The organism is Ruegeria sp. O6 (assembly GCF_056535045.1).
On record NZ_JBQERM010000013.1, the window covers coordinates 16,271 to 37,977 of the forward strand.

General features: G+C 56.0%; 17 protein-coding genes. 6 read left to right on the top strand and 11 right to left on the bottom strand.

The features are described 5' to 3' along the window. From ACR0DY_RS15580 to ACR0DY_RS15590, 3 genes are read right to left on the bottom strand one after another with little or no spacing between them, the layout of a single operon-like run. Positions 1–1,008 (bottom strand): ABC transporter substrate-binding protein, encoded by a 1,008-nt coding sequence (locus tag ACR0DY_RS15580; protein ID WP_480484346.1) that lies wholly within the window; start codon positions 1,006–1,008, stop codon positions 1–3. Continuing rightward, complete coding sequence (locus ACR0DY_RS15585; protein ID WP_480484358.1) at positions 987–2,354, bottom strand: sensor histidine kinase; 1,368 nt, start codon at positions 2,352–2,354, stop codon at positions 987–989. Before ACR0DY_RS15585 ends, ACR0DY_RS15580 begins: the two co-directional genes overlap by 22 nt. Continuing rightward, positions 2,344–3,012 carry a response regulator transcription factor gene (locus ACR0DY_RS15590; protein WP_480507962.1) on the bottom strand — a complete coding sequence of 223 codons (669 nt, stop codon included), beginning with the start codon at positions 3,010–3,012 and terminating at the stop codon, positions 2,344–2,346. The genes ACR0DY_RS15585 and ACR0DY_RS15590 overlap by 11 nt, the downstream gene beginning before the upstream one ends. Positions 3,013–3,119: 107 nt before the next feature. On the opposite strand from ACR0DY_RS15590, the gene ACR0DY_RS15595 reads away from it, so the two are divergent. From ACR0DY_RS15595 to ACR0DY_RS15615, 5 genes are all read left to right on the top strand, one after another. Then, entirely contained in the window at positions 3,120–4,100 is a 981-nt protein-coding gene (locus ACR0DY_RS15595) for a tripartite tricarboxylate transporter substrate binding protein (protein ID WP_480484345.1), read from the top strand. Positions 4,101–4,166: 66 nt separating this feature from the next. After that, positions 4,167–4,649 (top strand): tripartite tricarboxylate transporter TctB family protein, encoded by a 483-nt coding sequence (locus ACR0DY_RS15600; RefSeq protein WP_267366075.1) that lies wholly within the window; start codon positions 4,167–4,169, stop codon positions 4,647–4,649. Between the two features lies 1 nt (position 4,650). Next, the gene (locus ACR0DY_RS15605; protein WP_480494103.1) at positions 4,651–6,162 is read left to right on the top strand and encodes a tripartite tricarboxylate transporter permease; all 1,512 of its coding nucleotides are present in this window, start codon (positions 4,651–4,653) and stop codon (positions 6,160–6,162) included. Next, entirely contained in the window at positions 6,155–7,339 is a 1,185-nt protein-coding gene (locus ACR0DY_RS15610) for a CaiB/BaiF CoA transferase family protein (protein ID WP_480484343.1), read from the top strand. The genes ACR0DY_RS15605 and ACR0DY_RS15610 overlap by 8 nt, the downstream gene beginning before the upstream one ends. After that, positions 7,336–8,103: a citryl-CoA lyase gene (locus ACR0DY_RS15615; protein WP_480484342.1), complete on the top strand. Its 768-nt coding sequence runs from the start codon at positions 7,336–7,338 to the stop codon at positions 8,101–8,103. The genes ACR0DY_RS15610 and ACR0DY_RS15615 overlap by 4 nt, the downstream gene beginning before the upstream one ends. Here the strand turns inward: ACR0DY_RS15615 and ACR0DY_RS15620 are convergent. The 6 genes from ACR0DY_RS15620 to ACR0DY_RS15645 all read right to left on the bottom strand — a co-directional run bounded on the left by ACR0DY_RS15620 (position 8,100) and on the right by ACR0DY_RS15645 (position 17,213). Then, complete coding sequence (locus ACR0DY_RS15620) at positions 8,100–9,296, bottom strand: acetate/propionate family kinase (RefSeq protein ID WP_480488682.1); 1,197 nt, start codon at positions 9,294–9,296, stop codon at positions 8,100–8,102. The genes ACR0DY_RS15615 and ACR0DY_RS15620 overlap by 4 nt on opposite strands. Positions 9,297–9,576: 280 nt before the next feature. Next, positions 9,577–11,757: a Tex family protein gene (locus ACR0DY_RS15625; RefSeq protein ID WP_480898655.1), complete on the bottom strand. Its 2,181-nt coding sequence runs from the start codon at positions 11,755–11,757 to the stop codon at positions 9,577–9,579. A gap of 135 nt (positions 11,758–11,892) precedes the next feature. After that, the gene (locus tag ACR0DY_RS15630) at positions 11,893–12,633 is read right to left on the bottom strand and encodes an aspartate/glutamate racemase family protein (RefSeq protein ID WP_480898657.1); all 741 of its coding nucleotides are present in this window, start codon (positions 12,631–12,633) and stop codon (positions 11,893–11,895) included. 38 nt (positions 12,634–12,671) lie between these two features. Continuing rightward, on the bottom strand, positions 12,672–13,910 hold the full coding sequence (locus ACR0DY_RS15635) for an NAD(P)/FAD-dependent oxidoreductase (protein ID WP_480898660.1): 1,239 nt from the start codon (positions 13,908–13,910) through the stop codon (positions 12,672–12,674). 1 nt (position 13,911) lies between these two features. After that, positions 13,912–16,125 (bottom strand): TRAP transporter permease, encoded by a 2,214-nt coding sequence (locus ACR0DY_RS15640; protein WP_480484337.1) that lies wholly within the window; start codon positions 16,123–16,125, stop codon positions 13,912–13,914. A gap of 80 nt (positions 16,126–16,205) precedes the next feature. After that, a complete protein-coding gene (locus tag ACR0DY_RS15645; RefSeq protein WP_480484336.1) occupies positions 16,206–17,213 on the bottom strand; it encodes a TAXI family TRAP transporter solute-binding subunit in 1,008 nt (335 codons plus the stop codon). Between the two features lie 129 nt (positions 17,214–17,342). On the opposite strand from ACR0DY_RS15645, the gene ACR0DY_RS15650 reads away from it, so the two are divergent. Further along, complete coding sequence (locus ACR0DY_RS15650; RefSeq protein ID WP_480546684.1) at positions 17,343–18,287, top strand: LysR family transcriptional regulator; 945 nt, start codon at positions 17,343–17,345, stop codon at positions 18,285–18,287. A gap of 24 nt (positions 18,288–18,311) precedes the next feature. On the opposite strand, the gene ACR0DY_RS15655 is transcribed toward ACR0DY_RS15650, so the two are convergent. Both ACR0DY_RS15655 and ACR0DY_RS15660 read right to left on the bottom strand, forming a co-directional pair. Next, on the bottom strand, positions 18,312–20,525 hold the full coding sequence (locus tag ACR0DY_RS15655; protein ID WP_480898664.1) for a hybrid sensor histidine kinase/response regulator: 2,214 nt from the start codon (positions 20,523–20,525) through the stop codon (positions 18,312–18,314). Between the two features lie 3 nt (positions 20,526–20,528). Further along, positions 20,529–21,698 carry an FIST N-terminal domain-containing protein gene (locus tag ACR0DY_RS15660; protein ID WP_480520526.1) on the bottom strand — a complete coding sequence of 390 codons (1,170 nt, stop codon included), beginning with the start codon at positions 21,696–21,698 and terminating at the stop codon, positions 20,529–20,531. Positions 21,699–21,707 lie beyond the last annotated feature (9 nt).

The window sequence follows — 21,707 nt, forward strand, 5'->3', positions numbered from 1 at the left end:
CTATCTCTGGATAACTGCGCTTTCCCATTCGGCCAGAAAACGGCGGCGTTTTAATCTGTCCAAAAACGTCATCAGCGCTGGATCAAGCCCAATCGTTTCACGTTCTTCGTCCGTGTCAAAAGGTGCCAAAGGCGGGAGGGTGTGGCCCCCACCTGACTGCGTGGATTGCTTTGATACAAGGTGACGAACAAAAGACGCGGCAAATTCGGGTACGGGTGTACCTTCAAGAACCATCACCGTGCGCATCATGGTCGTCTGAAAATCCGACGGCAGGATAACCTCAAGCGTATCCTTGTGCCCGGCGCGCGCATCCGCATAGCTGCCAAGTACATTATAGGCTACGGCGATCTCACCTTTAACAAGATCATCAATCATGTCGCCGGAACAGCAGTACAGACGCACATCCAACCCGCCCATGACTTCCATCAGGCGCCAGAACGTTTCTGACGCACGGGCATCCTGCGTCGCAAACAGATACCCTAGACCGGACTGACGGATGTCATAAGTTCCCACCCGGCCCCGAAAGCTGTCCGGTCGCATTCGAAGAGCTTCAATCAGTTGCTGTCGGGTCTCTGGGACAGGCGCGCCGGAAAAGGCGGCACGGTTGATCACGATGGTCGCGGGCTCGAACGTGAAGGCGAAAAGACTGCGATGCCACTGCGCCCAGGATGGCAGCGATATGTCATCAATCACGCGTCCATAACCGTCATTGGCCAGTTTCAGTTGCAGGTCCATGGCGCTGGAAATGACAATATCGAAATCTTCCGGTGCGGTGCGCACGATCCGATCGATGTCGGCAGTACCCGTCACCAAATACTCGACAGAAATGTCAGGGTTTTCCTTGATAAAGCTGGAAATCATAGGCTCAAACAAAAACGTATCGGTGCTTGAGATGACCCGAATATGTGCCTCGTCTGCTTCGGCGTTGAATACTTGCCGATCCTCCCAGACTTGCGCCTGTGTGACAGCGGGAAACCAAAGGAAGACTAAAGCGATAATGTAACGCATGCGCCGCCTCCCTGTCTGTTGGACAAGGCAAGCGCTCCACCATGCGCTGTTGCAACGTCCTGCGCGATGGTCAGGCCCAAACCGGACCCAATGGTACCACTTGCGTTCTTACCCCGTTCAAACCGACGCGTGAGAGTGTCAATTTCGTTTAAGGGAAACCCCGGGCCACGGTCTTTTACCCGGATTTGAGCCCATGGCTCCGACGTGACTTCGATGCGAACAGAACTGTCGGCCGGAGCATATTTAAGTGCGTTGTCAATCATGTTGCGCACGGCGTTTTGAATGAGGATGGGGTCACCTGAATACATGACCTGTGGGTCGCCACAAAGCGACAACGACAAGTCCTTCATCTCGGCAATTGGTGTCAGGCGCTGCACAAGGTCACTGACCAAAGCGTTCAGGTCAATGTCTTCCCGCTCAAGGTGGTCAGCCCGGAACGTGATCATCGCATGATCCAACAGCTGTCCGGCTGCACGAGAGCTTTCGTCAATGGCGCGCACCATCGAGCGCAGCGCCTCGCGGTTTTCTTCTTTTTCAACCCTTTGCAAAGTGGCGTCAGCATAGGACCTGACCGTCGCAAGAGGGGTGCGAACACGGTGGGCCGCCTCGGCAATAAAGTCTTCTGACTGGCTGAGTGACTGATCAAGCCGACCCATCAATGAGTTCAGTGAAGCAACCAAGGGGGCCATTTCGCGGGGTACCGGCTTTTTGAACGGGCTCAGATCCTGCGGCCCACGGCGGGTGACAGAGGTTGTCAATCTATTCAACTGCCCGATGGTCGAGGACGTCGCCCAGAAGGAAAGAGCGGCAGCAAGGGCAAAGAACCCTACGCCCAGAATCGCCGCATTGCGCGAAATCTGGTCCAGAGTTTCGGCCAACGCGTCTTGTGTCTGCCCCAGCGCGACCACCAGTTCGGTTTGCTTATCCAATCCCACCAAAGTCCGGCTGGCGCTGACCTGACGAATGGTTTCACCGCGAATCTGACTGGAACTGAAAAGCGATTTTCCGTCACGCGGTCCAATGGTCGGTGGAAAATCCTCGTATCCGGAAAGAAACGTGCCGTCCTGAAAAATAGAATAGAAGATCCGGTCGTCCGCAGGGGTGCTTAGCATCGCGAAGGCGGCATATGGGATATCGACCTCCAACACCCCTTCCCGCAAGGCGGCCGCATCGAGGATTGAGGCCACTGATGCACCAAGTATGTTGTCTTGCCCCTGTTGCGCGACCTGCGCAGCATAGTTTCGGACTGCGACAAACAGCAGGAACGCAAGTATGGCCGCGCCGCCGATCAGTGTCAGAACCAGCCTGTTCCGCAGCGATCCTGACACATTGGGATCAGGAGGCATGGTCAAGTCTGTATCCCAGCCCACGAAGCGTGGTGATCTTCAGGTCCGAGGGTTCCAGATGCTTGCGCAGGCGGCCCACATAAACTTCGATCGCGTTATCAGAGACATCATCATCATAAGAAAAAAGCCGGTCGGTTAGTTTTTGTTTCGAAAAAACCTGACCAGGTGCGCTGATGAACAATTCCAGCAGGCGCAGTTCACGATTCCGCAGCGACACGGTCTCGTCACCCACGGTAAGATGGCCCGCCAGGGGATCGAATACGATGCCACCGACTTCTATCGTTGTCTTCGTATTCCCGGATTTGCGACGCAGAACTGCGCGGCAGCGCGCTTCAAGCTCGGCATGATCAAACGGCTTGGTGACATAATCGTCAGCACCCAGATCAAGCGAGCCGATTCGATCCGAAACCTGACTGCGGGCCGTCAAAACGATCACCGGCGTGTCCAAATGGCTCGCGCGATGTCGCTTGAGGAAATCGCGACCGTCCCCGTCCGGCAGCATGATATCCAGCAGGATCAGATCGTATTCCTGCGATTCAACAAAGGCTGTCGCATCGTCCAGTTTTGAAGCGTGATCAACCACATGGCCGTCCAACCTCATGCGGGAGCCGATCGCGTTTGCGAGGTCAAGATTGTCTTCGACAAGTAGAAATTTCATCGGGTCTTAACACTATTCTCGTGCATGACAGGTTGATGTCAGGTTGGTGTGTTTAAGTTTTCCCAATCTGAGCCGCCATGCGGCCCGTTGTCAAATGGGAGGACATCATGACAACATTCGCACTGGGCCGTCGCGCCCTTATCGCAGCTGTAGCTGCAGTAGGTCTTGCAGGACCTGTTCTGGCTGAAGACCAGGTAGTGGACAGCATCCACTTTCTGATCCCCGGCGGCGCCGGTGGTGGTTGGGACGGTACCGCCCGCGGCACCGGCGAAGCGCTGACGAACGCCGGCCTTGTGGGCACCGCGTCTTATGAAAACATGTCAGGCGGTGGTGGCGGCAAAGCCATCGGCTATCTAATTGAAAACGCCGACAGCAACCACGGGACATTGATGGTAAACTCCACGCCAATCGTGATCCGTTCGTTGACTGGCGTGTTCCCTCACAACTTCCGCGACCTGACGCTGGTGTCGGGTACGATCGGTGATTACGCAGCCATTGTTGTCGGCAAAGACAGCCCCATCAACTCTATGAGTGATCTGCTGGCAGCCTTCGACGCCGACCCGGGCAACACGGCCATCGGCGGTGGCTCGGTTCCTGGTGGTATGGACCACCTGGTCGCAGCCATGGTGATGGAAGCGGCCGGAAAAGATGCGCTTGGCGTGAAGTACATTCCATATGATGCGGGTGGCAAAGCCATGGCTGCCCTTCTGTCCGGTGAGATCGCAGCGCTGTCTACAGGTTTCTCTGAAGCCGTCGATCTGGCCAATGCAGGTGAAGTCAAAATCATCGGCGTCACATCGGCAGATCGCGTAGAGGCCGCCCCAGACGCGATGACCATGAAAGAACAGGGCATCGACACCACCTTTGTGAACTGGCGTGGCTTCTTTGCGGCCCCGGGTCTGCCCGAGGACAAGCTTGCAGCATACCAGGCCGCGATTGCCAAGATGTACGACACCCCGGAATGGGAAGAGGTTCGTGCACGCAACGGTTGGGTGAACATCCACAACTCGGGCGATGATTTCCGGTCATTTCTTGAGCAGCAGGAACAACAGATCGGTGATCTGATGAAGAAGCTGGGCTTCCTCTGAATACAATTTGGGCAGAGCGGTAACCCGCTCTGCCATCCCTGACGACGAAAAAAAGGAGGGGGTCTCATGGCGCTGGATCGCTGGATCGCGCTCATTCTTCTGGGTGTTTGTTTAACATATGGCTACGCCGCTTGGTTCACGATGGACAGTAGTCTTCCCCCTTTCATGCAAAGAAACCCCATATGGCCAAGCACTTTCCCCAAAGTGCTGTCTATTCTGGGGATAATCACGGCCACGATCATTCTGCTGGGTTTCGAAAAAGCTGAACCCAGCGAACCTGAAATCGATTACCGGCGGTTGGGCGATTACCATCTTGGTCAGGCGATCATGCTGCTGGTTCTGATGGTTGTCTACGCGTTGTGCCTGCGTCCCGTCGGGTTCCTGATCTCAACTTCGGCCTTCCTGATCTTTGGGTCTTTTATCCTGGGTGAACGAAAATGGCATATCATGCTGCCCGTCGCTCTGATCGCCACTGGTACGGTCTGGTATCTGGTTCAGGAAGTCCTTGGCATTTACATGCGCCCTTTGCCCGGCATTTTCGGAGGCTGACATGCTTGAAGGACTTCTGATAGGCCTGCAAACGGCATTCTCACTGCAAAATCTGCTGATGGTCGTGGCGGGCTGTCTGATTGGCACATTCATCGGAATGCTGCCGGGTCTGGGCCCGATGTCGATCATCGCCATCATGATCCCGGTAGCTATTTCCATGGGCGACCCGTCCGCTGCGCTGATCCTGCTGGCCGGCGTGTATTATGGCGCCATTTTTGGTGGTTCGACCTCTTCTATTCTGCTGAATGCGCCGGGGGTCGCGGGTACCGTCGCCTCCAGCTTTGACGGCTACCCGATGGCACGTCAGGGCAAAGCGGGCAAAGCCCTGACCATTGCCGCAATCGCGAGCTTTGCAGGTGGCACGTTCGGCGCGTTGCTTTTGATGATCTTCGCCCCTGCCCTGTCTTCTGTCGCGTTGCTTTTCCATTCAGCCGAGTATTTCGCGCTGATGGTTGTCGGCTTGTCGGCCATTGCCGCCTTTGCGGGAACAGGTCAGGTTGCCAAGGCTATCATAATGACAATCCTTGGATTGATCATGGCCACTGTTGGCGAAGGCGTACTGTTCAATATGCCTCGTTTCACCATGGGCATCATGGATTTGCAGTCGGGCTTTGGCTTTATCACACTTGCAATGGCCATGTTCGCGTTACCCGAGGCGCTGTTTCTTGTCCTCAAACCCAAGGACCTTAAGGGCGAAGAAGGTGAAATCAAGGACCTGCGCATAAGCAGGGAGGAAGCCAAAGCCATTGCTCCGGTGATTGGTCGCCAGTCTATCCAAGGGTTTTTCATCGGCGTTCTGCCCGGTGCAGGCGCAACGATTGCCAGTTTTCTGGGCTATGCGGTTGAGCGTAACATCGCCCCAAAGGCCGAGCAGGACGAATTCGGCAAAGGGTCGATCAAAGGGCTGGCCGCGCCTGAAACGGCGAACAACGCCGCCTGTACCGGCTCGTTCGTGCCGCTGCTGACCCTGGGCATTCCCGGATCGGGAACGACGGCAATCCTGCTTGGGGCATTGATTGCCCTGAATGTGACACCGGGGCCACGCCTTATGCTGGACGAACCGCAGATCTTTTGGGCGGTCATCATGTCCATGTTCATTGGCAATCTGGTGCTTCTGATCCTGAATCTGCCGCTGATCCCCTATATTGCCAAAGTTCTCTCGGTGCCGCGTAACTATCTGATTCCCTTTATTTTGTTCTTTACTCTGATGGGGGCCTATATCGGACAGAACAATGCAACCGAACTGCTGATACTGGTGGGTTTTGGGGTATGCGCAACGGCGTTGAAATTTGCTGATTACCCACTGGCACCACTGCTGATCGGTTTCATCCTCGGCGGTATGATGGAAGACAACTTCTCACGGTCCATGCAGTTGTACGATGGTATCGCCTTTATCTGGGAACGCCCGATGACGCTGGGTCTGCTGGTTATTGCGGCGCTTCTGGTGCTACTACCCAGCTACCGCGCGCGCCGTGCACAGGCCCGGGCGGAAGGGGTTGCCGAAGGTGACTGACCCGCTGGCGGGAATACGGGTTCTCGATCTGACCAATGTCCTCGCGGGTCCGTATTGTTGCTACCAACTGGCATTGATGGGTGCCGACGTGATCAAGGTCGAGCGCCCCGATGGTGGCGACCTTGCTCGCGTTCTGGGTGCCGATCCCGCTAGAAACAAGGCGGGGATGGGGATCAGTTTTCTGGCGCAGAATGCCGGGAAAAAGTCTGTCACGCTGGACATGAAATCGGAAAAGGGCAAGGCGCTGTTGAAACGCCTTGTCCAGTCAGCTGATGTTCTGGTGGAAAACTTCCGGCCCGGAGTAATGGATCGTCTTGGTCTAGGGTATGAAATTTTGCGCAACTCCAATCCCAACCTGATCTATTGCGCCATCAGCGGGTTCGGGCAGGATGGCCCCCGGCGCGGCGATCCGGCTTATGACCAGATTGTGCAGGGTATCAGCGGCGTGATGTCAATCACCGGAGCCCCCGACACGGCACCGTATCGCGTCGGTTATCCGTTGGCGGACACGGTCGGGGGGATGACGGCCGCCTTTGCAGTCGCGGCGGCATTGAACGCCAACCCACGCGGCACCTATCTGGATGTTGCGATGTCCGAAGCCGTGATTTCGACGATGGGTTGGGTTGTTTCAAATTATCTGGTGGGTGGCGTAACGCCCGGAGCGCATGGGAATGAGAACACAACCTCGGCCCCCTCAGGTACATTTGCCACGCGGGACAACCCGATCAACATCGCGGCCAATCGGGACGAGCAATGGCAGGCACTTGCCCGCTGTCTCGGGCGGGATGACCTGCTGAACAACCCCGACTACGCAACGCGTGAAGATCGCAAAACAAACCGCCACGCCTTACGTACAGAACTGGAACGCACCCTAAAGACGAAGGCCGCGGCCGAGTGGGTGAGTGAATTAAACGCATTGGGGGTACCGACAGGACAAGTTCTGACCGTGCCCGAGGCCCTTGCAGACCCGCAACTTTCCGATCGCGGTCTGATTGGCTCTTTGTTGGTTCACGGCGAACAAATGCAACTTGCAGGCAGTCCCGTCGTAATGAATGGCGCCCGGCGAATGCCGCAAATCGCGCCACCAAAACTTGGGGCCGACAACAAGGCGGTGTGGTCCGAAATCGGATTGACCGACGCGGAAGTCGACGCGCTGAGCAGAGAGGGGATCATATGAGCGATGTGTCAGATTGGTGGGCAACATCCATCATCGATATGGAACCTGGCCGGATAGACCTGCGCGGGGAGCCGATTCAAAACCTGATCGGACGCCTTGGTTTTGCGGAGATGATCTGGTTCATGGTACGCGGCGACCGCCCATCAAAAGCGCAGGCCCAATTGTTCGAAGCCGCGCTGGTCGCGGCAGTCGACCACGGTCCTCAGGCACCGTCGATTGCAACCGCGCGCATGGCGGTTACCTGTGGCCTGCCTCTCAACAACGCGATGGCGAGCGCTGTGAACATGTTGGGCGACATTCATGGAGGGGCTGGCGAGCAGGCCGTGGAACTCTACCACTTTATGGGCCATTACCCTGGCACTTTGGCGCAGGCAATCGATGCGTGGATCGAAAGCCACGGAAAGATACTTCCGGGTTTTGGACACAGGTTTCACACGCCCACAGACCCCCGCGCGCCGCGCCTGATGGATTTGGTCGCCGAAGCGGTGAAAACCCGTGCTTGCGATGGGCAATTCATGCGAATTGCGCAGCAAATCGAGGCAGAACTTGCGCGGCGTAAGGGTAAACCCGTCCCGATGAACATCGATGGCGCAACCGCAGTTATTTATGCCGAGCTTGGGTTTGCGCCACCATTGGCGCGCGGCCTTTTCTGCCTGTCCCGATCAGTAGGTATTCTGGCACATGCCTGGGAGCAGATGCAGCAAGGTGGTCGCAACAAAGGGCCTACCCCACCCTCGTATCGCTGGACGTATCAGCCGGGTTAAGCGCTTTTCCGATGGGACCGATTTGCCAACAGATCGGCGGCCGCACGGGCAATAACCAGCTCTTCATTTGTCGGGATAACCATGGCGACCACTCGGGACAGGTCTGTCGAGATGATCCGATCATTGTCCGCGTTGGCATCGGGATCCAGTTCAATCCCCAGCCACCCCATTCCAGAACATACCCTATCACGTACAAGACGCGAGTTTTCTCCGATACCACCTGTGAAGATCAAGGCATCAATACCGCCCAATATTGCGGCCATTGCCCCAAGTTCGCGGCGGATGCGGAACGTGAAATAGCTGATGGCCTGTCGACTTTCGCGGGTATCTGCGTTTTCAAGGGTGCGCATGTCGCTTGAAAGTCCCGAAAGACCCAGCAACCCTGATTTGCGAAACAGAAGGTCGGAAATCTCTGAGGCGCTCAACCCTTCCTGATCCATTAGATACAACAAAACACCGGGATCAAGCTGACCGCAACGGGATCCCATCGGCAGACCGTCCAACGACGAAAACCCCATGGTAGAACCGACGGATCGCCCCCCAATCATGGCACACATCGACGCACCGTTGCCCAGGTGCGCAACCACGACCCGCCCCGCGTGCAAAAGCGGTGCGGTTTTGGCCAAATGGTCCGAAATGTACTCATAACTAAGCCCGTGAAAACCATAGCGCCGGACGCCTTTGTCGTAATACTCGCGCGGCAGGGCGAATACGTCGTTCTCCCAGGGGTGGTTGCGATGAAAGGCCGTGTCGAAACAGGCAATCTGGGCGGCATTTGGAAAGCGTTCCATAGCTGCCTTGACGCCAGCCAGGTTGTGCGGCTGGTGCAGAGGTGCATACGGAGAAAGCTTGTCCAACTCCTCCAAAGCAGCGGCAGTCAACGGCAAAGGCGTATCGATCTCGGGTCCGCCGTGAACAATACGATGCCCAACCGCGGTGACCTCGCAACTGGGGAAGGCCCGTGACAACAGGTTCAGTACCCAGTCCAGGGCAGCAGCGTGGTCGTGAATATCGCCTGCCGTGCCATTCGCCAGAACTCCACCACCAGATGACCGCGCCTTGACGATTGGCTCAGGCTCACCGATCCGTTCGACCACACCGGCGCACACCATGACTGGATCGTCTTCTGTCAGTTCGAACAGGCCGAACTTCATCGAAGACGATCCGGCATTCAGGGTCACGACATGTGTCATGCATATCCTCTGGTTTGCGAAAAGGTGAAGTTCCTAAGGTTTACTGATCCGCTCTGGTACAAGGTTGAGTTTAAGACATTACCCAAGACTACGAGCCAGCCAACCGCTACAAACCCTGGTCTTTGCAAATCTCCATGGAAGAAAAGATCGTTCAGCCCATTTTTTTCCGGGGTGCCAACATCACCTTCATTCCTGCCAACCTAGTCGTAATCATGGATTGGAACACGTGCAAGGCACTAAGCTGACGCTGTCAAACACGGGTCCCGAAGCACAGTTCACTTCATCCGCCGCGACGGTTTCCTCCACCCCCTTGTTTTCGCATGGTCAACCCAATGCGCTTTCTCGCGACATCAACATCGACGACACGTACTTTAACCACCTGCCCGGTTTTAACCACGTCATGCGGATCTTTGACAAACCGGTCCGCCAGCTGGCTGACATGAACCAGCCCATCCTGATGCACGCCGATATCCACAAAAGCGCCGAAAGCGGCGACGTTGGTGACTGTGCCTTCCAAAACCATTCCGGGTTTCAGATCGGTGATTTCTTCGATGCCATCGGTGAAAGATGCGGAGACAAAACTGGGTCTGGGGTCGCGTCCGGGCTTTTCAAGTTCGGCAAAGATGTCCCGAACCGTCGGCAGGCCGAAATCCTGAGTTACGAATTGTTCCGCCCGCAACCCCTTTAACGCGCCATCATGGCCCATGATGTGACGGATATCGCGACCGCAGGCGGCAACGACCCGGCGCGCAATGTCATAGGCTTCGGGGTGCACTGAAGACGCGTCTAAAGGCTCTGAACCGTCCCTGATGCGCAGGAAACCGGCGCATTGTTCGAACGCACGTGGTCCAAGGCGGGCGACGGACAGCAAATCCTTCCGCGATAGGAAGGGCCCATTCAGGTCACGGTGGGTGACAATCGCTTCGGCCTGCGCCGGACCCAGACCAGACACGCGTGACAGCAAAGGGGCAGATGCGGTGTTCAGATCAACCCCGACAGCATTCACCACATCCTCGATCGCGGAATCCAGCGACTGTGACAGGCGATGCTGATCCACATCATGCTGATACTGGCCAACACCAATGGATTTCGGTTCGATTTTAACCAGCTCGGCCAAGGGGTCCTGCAATCGGCGCGCAATCGAGACCGCGCCACGTAGCGAGACATCCAGATCAGGAAATTCGCGCGCAGCCAGTTCAGATGCGGAATAAACCGAAGCGCCAGCTTCTGACACCACCACTTTTGTTGGTGCTTTCACCGTCTTGGGTAGAAGTGCAAGAGTGTCTGCAACCAACCTTTCGGTTTCACGGCTGGCCGTCCCGTTCCCGATTGCGATCAGTTCGATCCGATGAGCTGATATCAGATTGAGGATACTGGCCTGTGCACCTCGCAGATCATTCTTCGGCTGAAACGGGTACAAGGTGTCGGTGGCGACAACCTTGCCGGTCGCATCAACAACAGCAGCCTTTACGCCCGTACGAATGCCCGGATCCAGACCCAAGGTCGCCTTGGCACCTGCCGGTGCGGCAAACAGCAGATCCTTGAGGTTTCGCGAGAAGACCTGAATGGCTTCGTCTTGCGCCCGGCTGCGCAGGTCAGCCATCAGTTCGACCATCATGGACAGCGAAAGTTTCACCCGCCAAGTCCAGCCCGCGACTTTGCGCAACCATGCGTCTGCCTGCCCAGTGCCACGTGTCTGTAGATGGGCGGCGACAATCGTCTCGGCCCGCGCGGCACCAAATTCCGGTTCAGGCGCGATATCCAGCGTGACGATGCCCTCTTTGGATGCCCGCAACATCGCCAAAGCCCGATGTGACGGCACGTCCGCCCACAATTCGGAATGGTCAAAGTAGTCACTGAACTTGGCGCCGTCCTTTTCCTTGCCTTCTATGACCTTTGCGCTGAGCAGAGCCTCTTGCTGCATGAAACTGCGCAATTCGCCCAGCAGAGCGGCGTTTTCTGTCAACCGCTCGGTCAAAATATCCCGCGCACCGTTCAAAGCATCCCGGGTCGTTGTTACCGCCTCGGTGAGGTACGCCGCGGCTAATATTTCAGGGTCGCAGTTGCGGTCCGCCAGAATAGCGTCAACCAAAGGTTCAAGCCCATTTTCGCGTGCAATCATCGCCTTGGTGCGCCGTTTTGGCTTATACGGCAGATAAATGTCTTCCAACTGCGCTTTGGTTTCCGCGCGCGCAATGGATTTACTCAGATCGTCGGTCAGTTTGCCCTGATCCTTGATCGAGTTCAGAATGGTTTCACGCCGCGCTTCAAGCTCGCGCAGATAAGTCAGCCGCTCAGACAGCAGGCGCAATTGGGTGTCGTCCAATCCTCCGGTTGCTTCTTTCCGGTATCGGGCGACAAAAGGCACGGTTGCTCCTTCGTCCAGTAGCTTGATCGCGGCACCGACCTGCTCGGAACGTGCCTTAATCTCGGTGGCGATAGTGCGGGCGATACGGTCCAATGGTGCCTCCTGAAGCGACGGTGGAAGAACTTCTTAACCAGCCGTTTCGGCAAGGGGAAGACCCTTGGTTCACTCCGCAGTCAGGCCGTTTCAGTTTGGCTGTTCATCAAGTCAGCACGCCAGGCAGTGTCCACATCAAACCCACGGCATAAGTCCGCGATACGGGCTACGCGTGCTTACCGAATGGGCCATATGTGCCAAGGTCACCAGATCATAAACCGGCAGGCTCAATTCCTTCTGAATTGAGGCCGCGTAAGGCGGTAGATCGGTGCATTCCAGTACCAGCGAACGGATTTCCGGTGTATCGCGTTTCAGTTTGCGTACAGCATTCAGAACTTCAGCCTCAATCAGATCGGTATCCATTCGGGTGCGCGTATTGCGCAGGATGACATCGGCGAACTCGGTCGTGTTCTCAAGACCCTGCACAGCTACGGGGATATCTCCTGCCCCAACCCCATCGAAATGGCGTTGCGTCAGCGCCGAGGAATCGGCGGTTATCACTCCTACCGGTGCACTGGCACCGGTCATGTAATAAGCCAGCGGCACCTGAATCAGGCTTGAGGCAAAAACGGGCACGGACACGGCTTCGGCCAGCTCTTTCTGGAACAATGCAAGAAACCCGCAACTGCCAGTGATGGCCCGCACACCTTCGGATTCAAGCCTCTGCGCGCCTTTGATGAAGGGCTCCAGCAACTCTGGTGTCGGGTTGTTCAGCAGCTTTGGTACTGTGACGCCTTCAATCATCTCATACAGCACCGGGAACGGAAGACTCGATGGGTTTTTGATATGGCCCGGAGGTTTGGGGAAATAGCTTTCCAGGCACAAAACTCCGATGGATGCCCCGCAGATATTCTGTCCACCTGGGTAGATCGGCATGACGTTGTGATCCTTCTCGAGAAGTCGCTTCGCGTGTTTTAAAACCGCGACAAGGCAAATGGGTCCAGACTGATGTTCAGACGCTGTCCAGCTACCAGATCGGCCACAAGCTCTCCGGTTTTAGGCGCCATCATCAGGCCATAGTGGGAATGACCGAAAGCGCTGAACAATCCCTGATGTCCGTCAATCGGCCCGATGGCAGGCAAGCTGTCTGGAAACGATGGGCGGCGCCCCATCCAGAATTGCGTGTCGGCGGTATTAAGATCCGGTATCATTGCCTTGGCTTGTCGCGTCAGTAACGCCTGTTTTCGTGGATCGGGCGGGGCATCTACACGCGCAAACTCGGCGGTGCCTGCCACACGCAGCCCGCCCTGCATCGAACTGGCAACCACTTTGGCATCCACATCCATGACCGAATTCTGAAGGCTCGCCAAAGGTGCGGGGAACTGAACATGGTACCCGCGTTCAGCAGCCAGCGGCACAGACAGACCCAAAGGTTTCAAAAGCTCGGCAGACCACACACCTGCAGCCAATATGACTGTATCAGCCTGAAGCGTATCGGTCTGGGTTGTCAGATGCCACCGCCCCTCGTCGGTACGGTTCAGTTTTCGAACTTCGGCCCGAATAAACTCAGCGCCTTGTTGGCGCGCTTTTTCAGCCAGAACCGCGCCAATCTGACCGGGTGATGTAATCCGTGCCTGACCTTTGATAAGGATCGCTGCTTCGAAATCCTCGGATAGAGCGGGTTCAATTCGGCGCAACTCTGGGCCGTCGATCCTCTCGAGTTGCCCACCTTTCTCCTGTCGGATCAGATATCCCAGCGCCTTCAGGTCAGCTTGATTCGGGTGTCGGAAAGCATGGATGTAGTTGGAAGCGACAATCAGGTCTTCATAACCAGTGTTCTGCAAATGACGTCGATACAACTCTATCGACGGTCTGCAAAGAAGCTCCATCGCATCCGAGATTCGGCGGACCGATCGTTCATCAGATGCTTTCAAAAACCTCAGGCCCCAAGGGACCATCCTCGGCCAGAACGAGGCCCTGACGGACAAGGCGCTTTTGGGGTCCAGCAGCATCCGGGGGATTGCCTTCCAGATACCGGGAACCGCTTGGGGGATCACTGACCATGGCGAGACGACACCAGCATTACCGAATGAGGTCTCCTGCCCGGGCTCTCCCCGGTCAATCAACCGCACGGTTTTGCCACGTTCCTGCAATGACAGCGCGCAGCAGATGCCGACGATCCCGGCGCCGATTATGGTAACACGTTCAGACATGTCAGGCCGTTGCTTGAGTTCGGGTGCGGGCGATCAACTGCGCAACGATCACGGGTGACGCCACTGCCAGCGCGATCAGGTCTGCCGTTAACGTGGGTGCCACGAAGATGATCCCGGCAAAGGCAATCAGAATACGAGACAATACGTTGAGCGGTTGCAGCCAATATCCGACGACCGCCGCGGACAGAGCGATGACCCCCGCTATGCAGCTTGTCGCAGTATATGTGAATTCCCAAAAATCAAACCCAGTGGAAGACACGAACAACAAAACCGGCGCATAGACGAATGCCATCGGCGCTATCACCTTGCCCAACCCGAGCGTAAACGCGGACAGCCCGGTGCGGAACGGATTTGAGTTGGCGATCGCAGCTGCCGCATAAGCCGAGGTACAGACCGGAGGTGTAATTTCGGATACCACACCGTAGTAAAGCACGAACAGGTGGCTTGCGATGGGCGGAACACCCAACTGAGCCAGCGCGGGCTGCGCGACAGAAACCAGCATGATGTAAAGCGCGGTGGTCGGAATACCCGCCCCCATCAAGATGCAGACGACAGCGATGAAGATCAGTGAGATGAACAGTTGCAGGTCTTCGATTGCAAACAGCTGGAAGCTGCCGAACGAGATCATATTATAAAGATCCGCCGCCAGATTGCCTGCCCCTTGCGTGACCATAAATCCGATACGAAAGCCGATACCGGTGGTGTTGATCACACCCACAACAATACCGACAGCGGCGGCAGCGGCACCCACCGCCAGCGAGTATTTTACGCCCAGTTCGACAGCAGCCAGCATCTCGGGCACTTCGATACGTTTTTGTGGGTTCAGTGTGGCTGTCACAGACAGCGCGCAGAGTATCGCGGTCATTGTCAGGTCGAACCCGCCATCCGAGAATTTCCACAACACAAAGGCCAGAAACGCCGCCGCGTAAATCAGCGTTGGTGGCTGCTTGATACGCGACATACCCGCGATCACCGCCAGCGATATGCCGCAGAAGGCCGACATGAATGGCGTGTAACCGGTAAACAGCACCACCAGCAGGCCAATCAGGGGCACGATATTGGCCCAACCTTCAGCCCAGACAGCTTTAAGCTGCGGTAATTGCTCTTTCGTCAGACCCTTCAGGTTCAGCTTGCGCGCCATCAGATGCACAACTGCAAAGACACCCACGTAGTGCAGAAGCGCCGGGAAGATCGCCGCAATGACAATAGTGGTGTAAGGCACCTCCAGGAACTCGGCCATGATAAAGGCCGCGGCTCCCATGATGGGCGGGGTGATCTGGCCGCCCGCCGAGGAAGCGGCCTCGACCCCGCCCGCGAAATGGCCCGGATAACCCAGGCGTTTCATGTTCGGGATGGTTAGCGCTCCGGTTGAAACCGTGTTGGCGACTGAAGACCCCGAGATCGTTCCAAAGAATGCCGATGAAACGACCGATACCTTGGCCGGGCCACCTGTATAGCGACCCGCCAGAATGGTGGCATTGTCGATAAACAACTGTCCCAACCCGGTGCGCTGCGCGATCACACCAAACAAAACGAAATGGAAGACTATGGTCGAAACGACCCAAAGCGTGACGCCATAGATGCCTTCCTGCGGAAAGTACATCGACGACACGAAGGTTTTGAAATTTACACCGGGATGCTGCAACAAACCGGGAAAATAAGGACCAAGCAGAGCGTAAGAGATGAATACGCAGATAATCAGCGGCAGCACCCAACCCAGCGTGCGACGGGCGATGTCAAGTACCAGCAGAATGATAACCACGCCAAGAAAGACATCGTAATTGTTGGGATTACCCATACGAAAAGTCTGTTCCTCGATCCCGAGAAAGGGAATACCGCGCCAGGCAAATCCAACGTAAAGCGCCGCAACGATGCCAAATGCCATGAATACCAGGTCATAAAGCGGGACGTTCCCAATACGAAACCTGCTGATTTTGAGCGCATATAGGTTTTTAGCCCCGACAATCGGAATGGTCGCGTAAACCAGTATGAACAACAGGGCCAGATAAATGCCCATGTGCCAGTGGTCCGCCGGCAAGCCGAAACCTGCGGTGAAGAATTCATAGGACGCGAATAACAGGGCAACAACCCGCAGAACCTTGGCCGTGTTCGGTGTAACCTGACGTACTGCGGCGCCTTCGTCGAACTGTTCTTCGATGGCTGCCAGTTCTTCGGCTGTCAGGTCGTGGTCATCGCGTGTTTCGGTCTCGGACATGATGGCCCTCTGATTGCGCGTGTAAGGAGAGTGCGGTGCCCCGCACAGGGGCACCGACGACAGGCTTCAATGAGGTTCGATTACTGCAGAAGGCCTGCTTCTTTGTAGAACTTCTCTGCACCAGGATGCAGGGGGACACCCAGTGCTTCGACTCCGTCCAAAGCTGTGTCAGCTGTGATCTGCTTGCCTTTGGCGTGACCGTTGTCCAGCAGTTTTCGGGTGTTGTCGTTCCACAGTGCTTTGGTCAGCTGATAGACCAGTTCTTCGGACAGATCCGACGACACAACCAGCATAGCGCTGACCGCTGGGGTCTTGGTTTCGGTGTCAATCCCTTCATACACACCGCCCGGTATGGCGGAAGGGATATAGGCCGGAATGATCTCGTTGATCTTAGCAAGGTCTTCGTCACTGAACGAGTGCAGGTTCATACCTTTGGTCGATGACAACTGCACCATAGCGGCGACCGGCCAGCCAGCTGCGTAGAAATACGCGTCCAGCTGCCCATCGGCCAGACGCTCGGCGCTCTGACTGTTGTTCAGCTCTGCTTCGTCCATGTTATCGCGGTTCACGCCCCATGCATCCAGCATCTGCAGCACGGCCACCTGTGTGCCTGAACCCGCCTGTGCGATACCCACGCGCTTGCCTTTGAGATCGCTCAGGTCACCAATGGTCTGACCTGCGGGCAGAACCAGATGCAGATCCTCTGGGAACAGGTTTGCCACAATGCGCAGCTTGGGATGCGGCTTGCCTTCGAACTTGCCTTCGCCCAGATACATCGAACGGGTGACATCAGCGGCGGCCAGACCGGCCTCAAGCTCGCCATTCTCCACTGCCGCGTTGTTAAAGACTGACGCAGTTGTTGATTGTGCAATCGCGATCAGGCCGGGTACGCCGCACTGACCACCCTCTTCGCAGGGGCGCGAGCCCGGAGGGGCCGAGATCCCATTTGCGATGGTTCCGCCAATCGGAAAATAAGTGCCGCCTGCACCACCGGTGCCAATACGGAAAAAAGTTGGGTCCTGTGCAAGTGCAGGCGCGGCCATAGCGCCTGCCAAAGCCAGACCTGTCAGGCATTTCATCAGTCTCATCGTAAGCTCCCAGTTTTGGATCATTGGATTCGGTTTGTCCGAACTCTGATCCAATCAGCCTATGGAGATTTACCATAAATACAAATTTGTTATATTTAACTAAACTGAAGTTTGGCTTATGGATGTGGTATGAACCTTACTCAATTGACTGTTTTTCGTGAGGTGATGGAAAGCGGCTCTATCTCTCAAACCGCAAAAAAACTGAACCGGACACAGCCGGCCATCAGCCTTGCGCTCAAGAACCTAGAAAAAAGTTTGGGGCTGATCCTGTTCGAACGAAGAGGGCGCCGTTTGATTCCAGTACCGGAAGCACACTACCTATTGTCGGAAACCACTGGTATTCTGGACAGATTATCTACGATTTCCAGTACGATGCACGGACTTCTTAAAGGGAGTTCCGGTAGCTTGAATATTGCAGCGATGCCAGGCCCTTCCACTTTTGCCTTTCCGAATTTCATCAGCCGTTCAGTTGGTGGAAACCCCGATATACAAATCACACTTTCAACCCGCAGCTCTCCGCAGATTATGGAACTGGCGGGTACTCAGAACATCGATTTCGGGTTTGCGGATTTTGAGCATCCGACAGGTAAGCAACCACAGTTCTCAGCCGAGATCATAAGCGGCGACTGTTTTTGCGCGCTGGACAGAGACAACCCTCTGGCGAAAGAAAGCGCCGTTACGATATCCGATCTTGACGGAGTTCCAATGGGCGGGCTGCATGACACGCATCCGTTTCAGGAAAAAGTGCGACAAGCGTTTCAGATGGTCTCGGCGAATTATACGCCAACCGTGACCTGCCAATATTTTCTGCCGCTTATCCCTTTTGTCGGATCGGGCCAATGCTGCACGATTGTCGATCCGTTGACAGTCGTTACCGAGCGGGAGTTGAACATTTCAAACGACCGTGTCGTGTTTTTGCCCTTCAGTGAACCGTTGAGGTATGAATATGCGATCCTGTCACCGAACCACCGGCCTCCGTCCCAGCTAGCGTTGCAGATCAAAGCCGGCTGGAAGGCAGAGGTTTTGTCGATGCTACATCGAACAGGTGCCAACCCACAGACAGAAATCGCCTGAAAACATACACGTTTCCAGTGCTGCTCAGTTGCGTTGTTCAATTGATGACTCCAGCGTTGACCGCAAAAGTTGCGCATCAAGCGGTTTGTAGAGCAAAGGCAGATTGGCGCGCTTGCAGCGCCTGGCCAGTTCAGGTGATCGGTTGGCCGAAATAACGCAGCCGGGCAGAGGTCCAAACTCGTTCGTCAGGGCATGTATCGCGTCGACACCGGTTCTATCGTGATTCAACTGAAAATCGGCAACTATTGCATCGGGCAGAATGTCAATTTCACGAAGAAGATTGATTGCTTCGTCTTCGCTTTCGCTCTCCAAAACCTCGACCCCCCAGGATTCGATGGTCATGGTCAGTGCACTACGAAGGTTTTCATCATTCTCAATCAACAATACGACCGTGTTACCAAGTACCTTGGAGCCCGGATCGTGGGCCGCAGGGGCGCTGCTGGATGTGGTCTGCTCTTCCCGCGCCAACGGCACTTCGACCGAGAATCCAGTGCCTTTGCCTACTTCGGAATACAGCTGGATTGGATGTTGCAACAGCCCACAGGCGCGCTCTACGATTGCAAGGCCCAATCCCATACCCTCTGCGGCGCTGGCATCAGAATGCAGGCGCTGAAATTCCTGAAAGACGATGTCTCTTTGGTCTGGCGCGATACCGATACCTGTATCCCAGACCTGCAGGGCGATTGCGCCTTTACGCCTTCGAACACCAACCAGAACCTTTCCGGTCTCGGTATACCTGATCGCGTTCGACAGCAGGTTCTGCAAAATCCGACGCAAATAGCTGGCGTCGCTGGTCACACGCGCGTTCGTGTCAACAAATGACAGCTCAAGCCCTTTTGCCTGCGCCACCGGGCGAAATGCGTCTTCCATCTGCGAAAACAGCGTGCTCACTGATATGGTCGACAAATGCGCGGTGGCCCGTCCTGAATCCAGCTTCGAGATATCCAGCAGCGCTTCCAGAATGTGTTCAACGCTGTTCAGCGCACTTTCAGCCTTGCCTGCAACGGTCTTTGCGTCGTCTTTATCCAGGCCGCTGCCCAGCGATGCAACATAAAGCTTTGCCGCGGAAAGAGGTTGCAACAGGTCGTGACTGGCTGCTGCCACGAATCGCGACTTGGATGCATTTGCACGCTCGGCCTCGTTCAACGCGTCAGCCAGTTCCATTGTGCGAGATGTTACGCGCTGTTCCAGCAATTCTTTGGCCTCATATAAGGCCTGAGCGGACTTTCGTTCTGCGGTTACATCGGTGAAGGATATCACAAAGCCCCGGTCCGGCATCTCCTGCGCAAACACCGAAAGAATTTTTGACCTTCCGCGGTGCATCTGAAATTGCAGAGGACGGCGATAAGTTTGCCGCGTCACCCAATCCAGCAGATCGGCTTCCGTTACCCCCTTCTGGAACCTGATGTTCGCGCCAAGGCGATTGGACAGCGATTCAAACCGGGTTCCCGTCTGAAACTGTGCGATCGGAATGGCCAGCAACTCGCTGGCGCGGTTGTTCCACCCGATCAGACGGTGTTTGTTGTCAAAAATGCAAACGCCCTGTTCAATATGTTCAAGCGTTGCGCGGATCAGCCTGGCCTTGTCATCCAGTATCCGGTCACGCTCCTGCCGTTCGATCCGCATGATATCGGTCACATCGGTTTGCAGGATAACAGTGCCGCCATCCGGCGTGCGGTGTTCGGACACTTGTGACCACCGATTGCCAACAAGCCGGACGTTGAACACCACATGATCGTCCGTGTGCCGATCCAGGCGGCTTTTGGCCCAGTCTGTCGGTGTCATTGTTTCAGGCAGGGACAGAAACCCTGATCGGCTGACCAGTTCGACATATTCGGCAAAGCTCAATCCCGGGCTCAGCCGCTCCTGAATGTCGGGCATATGCAGACCAAAACGGCTGTTACACAGCACCAGTTTTTCGTCGCGATTGAAAAGGGCAAACCCCTCTTGCACCGTTTCGATTGCATTGGCCAGATCCGCGCGTGCGGCTTCGGTGTCCTTGTTCGCCTGTGCCAATCTGGCATTGGAATCGTTCAGCAATTCAAGGGCACGTTCCAGATCATTCGTCCGGGCGCGGACCTCTTGTTCAAGCACGGCCGCACGCTGAAACTGCGCATAAGCTGCGCCTGACGCATCGGTGGATTCTTCTACCCGACGCATCAGCGCTTCGGCGATCTTGCGAAGTTTCTCGTTCTGGCGGTCAACCGAGTCCGACGGGTCAGTAAGATGCTCGATCATGCGTTACTCTTTCTCGGGCGGATAAATCGCAACACCCGTCAGAGTTTGGTTCACATGGATTGAGTTGTACTGCTCTCCGTAAGTTGAAAATCCGACAACGTGATTGCGGGCCAGAATGTCCGAGATTTCGCGTGTCTTTTGCTTTTCCTGCGCTTCCAGTCGGCGGAGAATGCAATCACAGCCCAGAATTGTGTCGGGTTGCCGTTTCTCGGTCAGAAGGCCGATTTCTTCCTCAAGGTGCTCTACCATGTCCCTTGGTTCGGCCAGCGTCAGCACAAGCCCTTCATCAATGGCCGAGAAAAAGACAAGGTCCCCGTTGCCCGCCACCTGCTGAATGGCGCGGACGTGATGCTGCCCACCAATCTGCACAACAACGGGGTGCGCCGCAAAGGTGAATGTCGTCAGTTGTTCCGGATCCTTGCCAAGGATACGGGCGTACTCGCGGGCGGCGGGCTCGGCATTGATCTCCTGAACGATGCGTTTTGCCGGATCCGCCTTGGTTACGACCATACGCCGGGTCGTTGGAACCAGATGATCCGTTTTGAACACCTTGATCGGGCACCGCGTACGAACCTGAGTCAGTATGGCAGCATTGCTCAGTGCCTTGCCCTGATGCAGCACATAGGTACGCCCGAACCGGGTTCCATCACCGGCCGATCCGCCAAACAATGGCACCGGCCCCAAGCCGACGGCCAACTCGGAGGTCAACGCATCCTCTTTGGTCGACAATCCGTCGATCATCAGGAACGTAAACTCATGGCTCCAGTCGGGCGCCGTGACCATCATGGCATTTCGGTTGTGGATCATCTCGTTGATGATGCTTTCCGCCTCAAAATCGTTCAGATCGGAAACTAGGACCGTACGCGTGTCGAAATGGGATTGCGGGAGGCCGATTGCGACGATCTGGTCTTCGCAATAACCGCTATCCGCAAGTTCTCCGGCGGTGGTGCAGCCAACCACCGGCGTAGGCGCAAACACCTGCTCGGCTTTGGCAATGACCGCAGCGGCGTCCGCGTTCGGACTGACGAACAATATCACCAGCGCAAGTGGCTCAGCCCCGATTTGACGTTCGAGCACCCCAAGCGCCTGCCCGGTGTCGTAACGCACGAAAGCCGTTTTGACGATGCCTGTTGCACCGGTCCGGGCTGTCGCCCACCCGACTGCTTGGTCCATCGAGCCTCC

What these genes read in the sequence shown, in the direction of transcription:
- ACR0DY_RS15580 (WP_480484346.1), bottom strand. Translation starts at nt 1,008, where the DNA reads ATGCGTTACATTATCGCTTTAGTCTTCCTTTGGTTTCCCGCTGTCACA.
- ACR0DY_RS15585 (WP_480484358.1), bottom strand. Translation starts at nt 2,354, where the DNA reads ATGCCTCCTGATCCCAATGTGTCAGGATCGCTGCGGAACAGGCTGGTT.
- ACR0DY_RS15590 (WP_480507962.1), bottom strand. Translation starts at nt 3,012, where the DNA reads ATGAAATTTCTACTTGTCGAAGACAATCTTGACCTCGCAAACGCGATC.
- ACR0DY_RS15595 (WP_480484345.1), top strand. Translation starts at nt 3,120, where the DNA reads ATGACAACATTCGCACTGGGCCGTCGCGCCCTTATCGCAGCTGTAGCT.
- ACR0DY_RS15600 (WP_267366075.1), top strand. Translation starts at nt 4,167, where the DNA reads ATGGCGCTGGATCGCTGGATCGCGCTCATTCTTCTGGGTGTTTGTTTA.
- ACR0DY_RS15605 (WP_480494103.1), top strand. Translation starts at nt 4,651, where the DNA reads ATGCTTGAAGGACTTCTGATAGGCCTGCAAACGGCATTCTCACTGCAA.
- ACR0DY_RS15615 (WP_480484342.1), top strand. Translation starts at nt 7,336, where the DNA reads ATGAGCGATGTGTCAGATTGGTGGGCAACATCCATCATCGATATGGAA.
- ACR0DY_RS15620 (WP_480488682.1), bottom strand. Translation starts at nt 9,296, where the DNA reads ATGACACATGTCGTGACCCTGAATGCCGGATCGTCTTCGATGAAGTTC.
- ACR0DY_RS15630 (WP_480898657.1), bottom strand. Translation starts at nt 12,633, where the DNA reads ATGCCGATCTACCCAGGTGGACAGAATATCTGCGGGGCATCCATCGGA.
- ACR0DY_RS15635 (WP_480898660.1), bottom strand. Translation starts at nt 13,910, where the DNA reads ATGTCTGAACGTGTTACCATAATCGGCGCCGGGATCGTCGGCATCTGC.
- ACR0DY_RS15640 (WP_480484337.1), bottom strand. Translation starts at nt 16,125, where the DNA reads ATGTCCGAGACCGAAACACGCGATGACCACGACCTGACAGCCGAAGAA.
- ACR0DY_RS15645 (WP_480484336.1), bottom strand. Translation starts at nt 17,213, where the DNA reads ATGAGACTGATGAAATGCCTGACAGGTCTGGCTTTGGCAGGCGCTATG.
- ACR0DY_RS15650 (WP_480546684.1), top strand. Translation starts at nt 17,343, where the DNA reads ATGAACCTTACTCAATTGACTGTTTTTCGTGAGGTGATGGAAAGCGGC.
- ACR0DY_RS15655 (WP_480898664.1), bottom strand. Translation starts at nt 20,525, where the DNA reads ATGATCGAGCATCTTACTGACCCGTCGGACTCGGTTGACCGCCAGAAC.
- ACR0DY_RS15660 (WP_480520526.1), bottom strand. Translation starts at nt 21,698, where the DNA reads ATGGACCAAGCAGTCGGGTGGGCGACAGCCCGGACCGGTGCAACAGGC.